The sequence below is a fragment of the Klebsiella sp. OBRC7 genome (assembly GCF_000293135.1).
In the GTDB taxonomy this organism is placed as follows: domain Bacteria; phylum Pseudomonadota; class Gammaproteobacteria; order Enterobacterales; family Enterobacteriaceae; genus Klebsiella; species Klebsiella michiganensis.
Window position 1 is genome coordinate 1 of the sequence record NZ_ALNJ01000150.1, and the last position, 7,553, is coordinate 7,553.

Below are 7,553 nucleotides of genomic sequence, written 5' to 3' on the forward strand. Positions count from 1 at the left end.
CGCATAGACGGACGCGATGCAGCTTCACAAATAGCTTCGGCGTCGACAAAGTCGTTTTTATTGCTTTTAACGAACGGGCGGACAAATTGTGGTGATATCAGCTTTGGGGAATGCCCCAACTCTTCCAACTTGCGTGCCATAAAGTGAGAACCGCCACAGGCTTCCATTGCGATGGTTGTAGCGGGGCATGTCGCCAAAAATTCGATCAACTTTGGCCGGGTAAATTTTTTACGGTAAACAGCCTTCCCGCGACGATCCTGGCAATGAATATGGAAAGAGTTTTTACCCAGATCGATACCAATGAGCGCAATGTTTTCCATGATAGTTCTCCGAATGAAAGCCTGTCCTCAGCATAATACCGGGAAGGAGGGAGTGACCATCTCATTAAATAAAGCACGCTAAGCCGGTTGCAGCGGCCGTAGCGGCCTGAACTTGCCCGCGCCGATCTTGGCGCTGCTGCGCCAGAGGTAATCGCCGGTCAGGTTGATGTGCTCCCAGCCGAGCGGCGACAGGTACTGCAACAGGCCGTCATCGACGGCTTGACCGTGGCCACGCAAGGCGTTCGCGGCCCGCTCCAGATAGACCGTGTTCCATAGCACGATGGCCGCCGTCACCAGGTTGAGGCCGCTGGCCCGGTAGCGCTGCTGCTCGAAGCTGCGGTCGCGGATTTCCCCCAGGCGGTTGAAGAACACGGCGCGGGCCAGCGCGTTGCGCGCCTCGCCTTTGTTCAGCCCGGCATGCACGCGGCGGCGCAGCTCGACGCTTTGCAGCCAGTCCAGGATGAACAGTGTGCGCTCGATGCGTCCCAGCTCACGCAGGGCGACGGCCAGGCCGTTCTGGCGCGGGTAGCTGCCAAGCTTCCTGAGCATCAGCGAGGCCGTCGCCGTGCCCTGCTTGATCGAGGTGGCCATCCGCAGGATTTCATCCCAATGGGCGCGGACGTGCTTGATGTTGAGCGTGCCGCCGATCATCGGTTTCAACGCCTCGTAGGTGGCATCGCCCTTCGGGATGTAGAGCTTGGTGTCGCCCAGGTCACGAATGCGCGGGGCGAAGCGGAAGCCCAGCAGGTGCATCAACGCGAAGACGTGGTCCGTGAACCCTGCCGTGTCGGTGTAGTGCTCCTCGATCCGCAGGTCGGATTCGTGATACAGCAGGCCGTCGAGCACGTAGGTCGAGTCGCGCACGCCGACGTTCACGACCTTGGTGTGGAACGGCGCGTACTGGTCGGAGATATGGGTGTAGAACGTCCGCCCTGGGCTGCTGCCGTATTTCGGATTGATGTGGCCGGTGCTCTCGGCCTTGCTGCCGGTGCGGAAGTTCTGGCCGTCCGACGATGACGTGGTGCCGTCGCCCCAATGCTCGGCGAAGGGATGTCGGAACTGCGCGTTGACCAGCTCGGCCAGTGCCGCCCCGTAGGTTTCGTCGCGGATGTGCCAGGCTTGCAGCCAGGCCAGCTTGGCGTAGGTCGTGCCGGGGCACGATTCCGCCATCTTGGTCAGGCCCAGGTTGATCGCGTCGGCGAGGATCGTGGTCAGCAACAGGTTTTTGTCCTTGGCCAGGTCGCCTGACTTCAGGTGGGCGAAGTGCCGGGTGAAGCCCGTCCATTCGTCTACCTCCAGCAGCAATTCGGTGATCTTGACGTGCGGTAGGATCATCGCCGTCTGGTCGATCAGGGCCTGTGCGGTATCGGGCACCGCCGCATCGAGCGGCGTGATCTTCAGGCCCGACTCCGTGATGATGGCGTCCGGCAGCTCGTTGGCCAGCGCCATGCGGTTGACGGTGGCGAGCTGCGTTTCCAGCAGCGTCAGCCGGTCATGCAGGTACTGGTCGCAATCGGTGGCCACGGCCAGCGGCAATTCGCTGGCCTGCTTGAGGCTGGCGAATTTCGCGGGCGGCACCAGGTAGTCCTCGAAGTCCTTGAACTGGCGCGAGCCTTGCACCCAGATGTCGCCGGAGCGCAGCGCGTTCTTCAGCTCCGACAGCGCGCACAGTTCGTAGTAGCGCCGGTCGATGCCGGTGTCGGTCATCACCAGCTTCTGCCAGCGCGGCTTGATGAACTCGGTCGGCGCGTCGGTGGGCACCTTGCGGGCGTTGTCGCTGTTCATGCTGCGCAGCACCTCGATGGCGTCGAGTACGTCCTTGGCGGCGGGCGCGGCCCGCAACTTGAGCACGTCGAGAAATTCCGGCGCGTAGCGGCGCAGCGTGGCGTAGCTCTCGCCGATGCGGTGCAGGAAATCGAAGTCCTCGGGTTGCGCGAGCCGCTGCGCTTCGGTGACGCTCTCGGCGAAAGCATCCCAGGACATGACGGCCTCGATGGCGGCGAACGGATCGCGGCCCGCTTGCTTGGCCTCGATCAGCGCCTGGCCGATGCGCCCGAACAGCCGCACCTTGGCATTGATCGCCTTGCCGGATGCCTGGAACTGCTGCTGATGCTTGTTCTTGGCGGCATTGAACAGCTTGCCCAGGATGCGGTCATGCAGGTCGATGATTTCGTCGGTGACGGTGGCCATGCCCTCGATGGCGAGCGCCACCAGGGTCGCGTAACGCCGCTGCGGCTCGAACTTCGCCAGGTCGGCGGGCGTCATCTGGCCGCCCTCGCGGGCGATCTTGAGCAGCCGGTTCTGGTGAACCAGCCGCTCGATGCCGGAGGGCAGGTCGAGCGCCTGCCACGCCTTGAGGCGTTCGATGTGTTCCAGCATGTGCCGCGAGTTCGGTTTGACCGGGGATTGCCGCAGCCAGGCCAGCCACGTCGTCTTGCCGTTGTCGCGGCGCTTGAGCAGATCGTCGAGGCGACGGCGATGCACGTCCGTCAGCGGCTCAGCCAAGGCGTCGTAGAGACGCCGGTTGGCGCGGGTAATCGCTTCGGCGCTCGCCCGCTCGACGGCGTTGAGGGCGGGCACAATGACCGACTGCCGCCGCAGGTGCTCGATCAAGGCTCTGGCCAGCACGATGCCCTTGTCGGTTTGCATGGCCAGCTCGGTCAGCAACTGGACAGCCTGCCGGTAGTGGCCAATCGTGAACGGCTGGAAGCCGAACACCGTTTGCAGCTCGACCAGGTGCTCGCGTCGGGTCTGCTCACGCTGCCCGTACTCGTCCCAGCTTTCGATGCCGACCTTGAGCTGGTTGGCGACCAGTCTCAGCAATGGCGGGAACGGTGGCTCATCAGCGCCAAGGATGACGCCGGGAAAGCGCAGGTAGCAGAGCTGCACCGCGAAGCCCAGCCGATTGGCCGGGCCGCGCCGCTGCCGGATGATGGAGAGGTCGCTTTCGCTGAACGTGTAGTGACGGATCAACTCATCCTTGGTGTCCGGCAACGCCAGCAGGCTTTCGCGCTCGGCGGCGGAGAGGATCGAACGGCGGGGCATGCGGTTTCCTTCTTCTTGAAATTCTATTCTTGATTGCATATCATCTCAACGAGTTTCGATAAGAAAGGATGCGCATGCGACCGTCTGTTGTGCTTGACATGAAGCGAAGCGCAGTGCGTGAAGCGGTAGGCCGCTTTCGCGCCGCGAACCCGCGCGTCTTCGGCTCGGTGCTGCATGGCACCGACCGGGATGGCAGCGACCTCGACCTGTTGGTCGATGCGCTGCCCGGTGCCACGTTGTTGGACTTGGGCGATTTGGAAGAAGAACTGAAATCGCTGCTCGGCGTTGACGTCGATCTGCTGACTCCCGGCGACCTGCCGCCGAAGTTCCGGGCCAAGGTGCTCGCGGAGGCGCAACCGATATGAGCGAGAACCGCCTGCCCGATTACCTCGACCACATTCAGCAGGCCGCAACCGATGCGCGCAGCTTCGTGGAAGGGATGGCCAAGGACGACTTCTTGGCCGACAAGCGCACCCAGCAGGCCGTCATCATGAGCCTGATCGTCATCGGCGAGGCGGCCACAAAGGTGATGGATGGCTACGTCGAGTTCACCCAGGCGCATGCCGACGTGCCGTGGCGCAGCATGCGCAATATGCGTAATCGCATGGCTCACGGCTATTTCGACATCAACCTCGATGTGGTGTGGGAGACGGTACAGGAATGGCTGCCGGCGTTGCTCCAGCAATTGCCCGCCGTGCGTCAGGATGCCGACGATGAAGACCGTAACGACAACTGTGAAAGAGGGATCTCCGATGACTGTTGAATCGAGAATATTTTCTGTAGCCGAGTATGTTCAGCCGTCCGAAGGCGAGCCTATTCGTTCCGTTGTGCTTGAAACCCGAGACTCAATTATCGTGGTTTGGCATGTCCATCCCGGGCAGGAAATTGCGGCTCACATTCATCCTCACGGCCAAGACACGTGGACTGTTTTGTCGGGAATGGCTGATTACTTTCAGGGCAATGGGATTGTTCGTGCCCTCAGGGAAGGTGAGATAGCCGTGGCAAGACCGGGCCAAGTGCACGGGGCGCGAAATACAGGTACCGAGCCATTTGTGTTAGTCTCGGTTGTGGCATCAGCCAATGCCGGTTTCGTATTGGCTGAGCGATAGAGCCCAATCTCTGGAGTTGGTCCAATGAGCGGTCGGGGAGATAGGTAACAGACATGCAGCGGACACGGCTGCTAAACCAGGTCGCAAACCTCCTTGCGTCGCAGCGTGCCGCAAGCGACGCGATCAATCGAATGGGGTCGGCATGAGACTGAACACCATCCAGTTCCCGACCGCGTAGCCGCCTGTCCTGCCGATCAGGTCTTGACCATCGACGCCTGGGATCAGTCCTGAATGTTCTTGGAGACCACTACGTTATGAGCCGCAGCCGCCGCAAAACACCCATCGTCGGGCACACGACCTGCGGCAGCGAGCGCGAGGACAAGAAGCTCTGGCATCAGCGCTGGCGCACCCGTGAGCGCACGGCGCTGACCAGCGCGTCGCCCGAAGCCCTGAGCGCCCATCTGCCCCTGCTGGAAAACCAGGCCAGCAGCGTCTGGTCGATGGGCAAGGATGGCCGCTCCTACTGGCCCGTCAAGCGCCAGGCCGCCACGGCGGATCGCATCGCCAATCACAAGGGACGCAACCCGCAAGAACGCGCCTCCCTGAAAAAGCGCCTGCTTACACTGTGATTCCTTCAAAATATCTCAACGAAATTTCCCGACACCTGTTTAAGCTATCTTGCTGATATTTCTGTTTTTCGATTTTTGCCGGCGCGATGCCGGCGACGTTGGCCAGCTGCCCCGGGCGCGATACTGAGATCAGTTTCTTTGAACAAAAAAACCGCCTTTTGGCGGTCAGTATTCAGTAGCGGGGTTAGAGGGCCAGTCGTGTAAAAAACCACGTTAGCCGACTATTTATTTGAATAACATAATATTTTAACTGATATGCCAGCGTTCATCCTGACTTATCTGAACAGGGCTCCGCCTGTAAAATGTGAAAGATAGAAAGGTAATTATTTATAATAAAATTAAATAATTTCAATTTTCTCTTCAGAATATACACTGACAGTGTGAAAAAACCCCCGTTATCACGGGGATTTTCCTGTAGATAATACGTTACCTGACTTGCTTAGAAGGCGCAAAGCGCAGTATCAAAATACCGGCCAGAGCGGCCAGTATGGACCCTGCCAGAACCCCCACCTTGACCTCATCAACGAGCAGAGGGCTGCCTGTAAAGGCCAGATTGCCGATAAACAGGCTCATGGTAAAACCAATCCCACACAGTACCGAGACACCATAAACCTGTAACCAGGTACTTTTCTCTGGTCGTTTCGCCAGGCCCAGGCTGACGGCCAGTAGCGACAGGCCAAAGATACCTGCCTGTTTACCCAAAAACAGGCCCAGCGCCACGCCTACCGGAACCGGCGACAACAGGTCATTCATCGTCATGCCCGACAACGCGACGCCCGCATTGGCGAAGCCAAACAGCGGCAGTATCATAAACGTGACCCAGGGGTTGATGGCATGCTCAAGCCTGTCCAGAGGCACTTCATCAGCCGCATTCCTGGTTCGCAGCGGGATAAAGAACGCCAGCAGGATACCCGCGACGGTGGCATGCACGCCTGACTGAAGCATGAAAAACCACAGTACTCCCCCCGTCAGCAGATAGGGCAGCAGGCGCGTCACGCCGGCACGGTTCAGGCTAAACAGCAGAGCAACCATTGCCGCTGCACCACCCAGCATCAGAAGCGAAATGTTGCTGGTATAGAAGAGCGCGATGATAGCCACCGCCCCCATGTCATCCAGAATAGCCAGCGCCGACAGGAAAATTTTTAGCGAGACTGGCACACGACTGCCCAGTAAGGCGAGTACACCGAGCGCAAAAGCAATATCCGTGGCCGCCGGGATGGCCCAGCCGGAAAGGGTTTCGTCATGACCGGCATTAAACCCCACGTAAATCAGGGCAGGTACGGCCAGACCACCCAGTGCGGCAAAGCCCGGCAACGCACGCTGGCTCCAGGTGGCTAACTGGCCGGTGACAAGCTCACGCTTGATTTCCAGCCCGACCATCATAAAGAATACGGCCATCAGGGCATCGTTTATCCAGTGCTCAACGGACAGGCCTGCTGTTTTGTATTTCAGGAGTGTTTCATAACCTTCCCTGAGGGGCGAATTGGCCACGATGATAGCGGCTGCCGAAGCAATAATAAGCACAATACCGCCCGCTACAGGTGAACTGAAAAAATTAGAAACGGGCTTGATAACTTTTCTGGTTAATCCGATTGGGTTTTCTGTCACTTAATCTCCCCCTGAGATGTTGACTTACGAATTGTGAATCAGGCAACCCAGAGACTGTGCACTCCAAAAATGCAATGCACAGCCTGATTGACTGATGTAAGAAATTTAGATAATTAAATTAATAAGTTAAATTCGGTCGGTCTGTGGTTACATTTTATCATGCACCGTCAGGTAAATGGCCGCCTTCAGGTAAATTATCGTAAAGCGAAGCCTTGGCGGGGCTAGGGTGCGTTTCCATTCTGAGAAATTTGCTCAGTCTGTTTCCAGAACATGGCTGAAATTTACTATCCGCCGCGTGTCAGTAAATAGTATCTGTCAGTAAGAGCTGGCAACGTAAACTGACACGGGTAGTGATGGAAAATGATTACACAGGACACCGTTTGCAGACAGATGCTGCTCTGAGCCGCATTATCCTGAAAAGCCTGAACAGCAGCTGATGGATAATTATCCGTCCATGCCGGTGACGAATGGCTGTCAGAAAAGACATACCACAGGTCAAAATGGCGCATTTCGTTAACACTGAGGCCAGAAGTTTTGGGCTGGATATATTTATTGCTTGCCGGATGCTGTGAGATCTTTTACGCGGCGGCCATTCCGCGGACCGACGGGTTCACCCGGTTATGGCCGGGGTCGGTTCCGGCTGAGGGCGAAATGACACCCTAAGCGTTAGCTCTGTGTCGTTGCACGATGTCAGCGACGGTATTCTTGCTGATACCGAGCTCGCGTGCGATCCAGCGATAGCTGCGTCCCTCGGCCCTCATCGCAACCACCTTAGGCAAAAGTCGGTCTGATTTTGGTCGCACTCCGGCCTGACGACCAAGCCTCTTACCACGTGCCTTCGCAACAGCAAGGCCTGACTTGACCCGCTCGCTGATGAGATCCCGCTCAAACTCCGCAATGCC

At 58.4% G+C, this 7,553-nt stretch carries 8 protein-coding genes; 4 read left to right on the forward strand and 4 right to left on the reverse strand.

Annotated elements, in window-relative coordinates; translation table 11 throughout:
* Positions 1-320 (reverse strand): IS110 family transposase (locus HMPREF1144_RS29200; protein WP_009654864.1); only part of this gene is annotated, 320 nt, incomplete at its 3' end.
* A 78-nt stretch (positions 321-398) separates the two neighbouring features.
* Entirely contained in the window at positions 399-3,365 is a 2,967-nt protein-coding gene (locus HMPREF1144_RS29205) for a Tn3-like element ISPa38 family transposase (RefSeq protein ID WP_003100881.1), read from the reverse strand.
* 74 nt (positions 3,366-3,439) lie between these two features.
* Here HMPREF1144_RS29205 and HMPREF1144_RS29210 point away from each other — a divergent pair, with 74 nt between their 5' ends.
* The 4 genes from HMPREF1144_RS29210 to HMPREF1144_RS29225 all read left to right on the forward strand — a co-directional run bounded on the left by HMPREF1144_RS29210 (position 3,440) and on the right by HMPREF1144_RS29225 (position 5,043).
* A complete protein-coding gene (locus HMPREF1144_RS29210; protein ID WP_001247892.1) occupies positions 3,440-3,730 on the forward strand; it encodes a nucleotidyltransferase family protein in 291 nt (96 codons plus the stop codon).
* The gene (locus HMPREF1144_RS29215) at positions 3,727-4,128 is read left to right on the forward strand and encodes a DUF86 domain-containing protein (RefSeq protein ID WP_001293886.1); all 402 of its coding nucleotides are present in this window, start codon (positions 3,727-3,729) and stop codon (positions 4,126-4,128) included. The genes HMPREF1144_RS29210 and HMPREF1144_RS29215 overlap by 4 nt, the downstream gene beginning before the upstream one ends.
* Positions 4,118-4,474 (forward strand): cupin domain-containing protein, encoded by a 357-nt coding sequence (locus tag HMPREF1144_RS29220; protein WP_000215515.1) that lies wholly within the window; start codon positions 4,118-4,120, stop codon positions 4,472-4,474. Before HMPREF1144_RS29215 ends, HMPREF1144_RS29220 begins: the two co-directional genes overlap by 11 nt.
* Before the next feature lie 254 nt (positions 4,475-4,728).
* Complete coding sequence (locus tag HMPREF1144_RS29225; RefSeq protein ID WP_000091613.1) at positions 4,729-5,043, forward strand: hypothetical protein; 315 nt, start codon at positions 4,729-4,731, stop codon at positions 5,041-5,043.
* 426 nt (positions 5,044-5,469) lie between these two features.
* On the opposite strand, the gene nhaA is transcribed toward HMPREF1144_RS29225, so the two are convergent.
* On the reverse strand, positions 5,470-6,651 hold the full coding sequence (nhaA, locus tag HMPREF1144_RS29230; protein WP_004194048.1) for a Na+/H+ antiporter NhaA: 1,182 nt from the start codon (positions 6,649-6,651) through the stop codon (positions 5,470-5,472).
* A 659-nt stretch (positions 6,652-7,310) separates the two neighbouring features.
* On the reverse strand, positions 7,311-7,553 hold a 243-nt coding region (locus HMPREF1144_RS29235), incomplete at its 5' end, for a helix-turn-helix domain-containing protein (RefSeq protein ID WP_042928751.1).

Excerpts from the sequence above, each read along its gene's own strand:
- HMPREF1144_RS29205 (WP_003100881.1), bottom strand. The coding sequence starts at position 3,365 with ATGCCCCGCCGTTCGATCCTCTCCGCCGCCGAGCGCGAAAGCCTGCTG.
- HMPREF1144_RS29210 (WP_001247892.1), top strand. The coding sequence starts at position 3,440 with ATGCGACCGTCTGTTGTGCTTGACATGAAGCGAAGCGCAGTGCGTGAA.
- HMPREF1144_RS29215 (WP_001293886.1), top strand. The coding sequence starts at position 3,727 with ATGAGCGAGAACCGCCTGCCCGATTACCTCGACCACATTCAGCAGGCC.
- HMPREF1144_RS29220 (WP_000215515.1), top strand. The coding sequence starts at position 4,118 with ATGACTGTTGAATCGAGAATATTTTCTGTAGCCGAGTATGTTCAGCCG.
- HMPREF1144_RS29225 (WP_000091613.1), top strand. The coding sequence starts at position 4,729 with ATGAGCCGCAGCCGCCGCAAAACACCCATCGTCGGGCACACGACCTGC.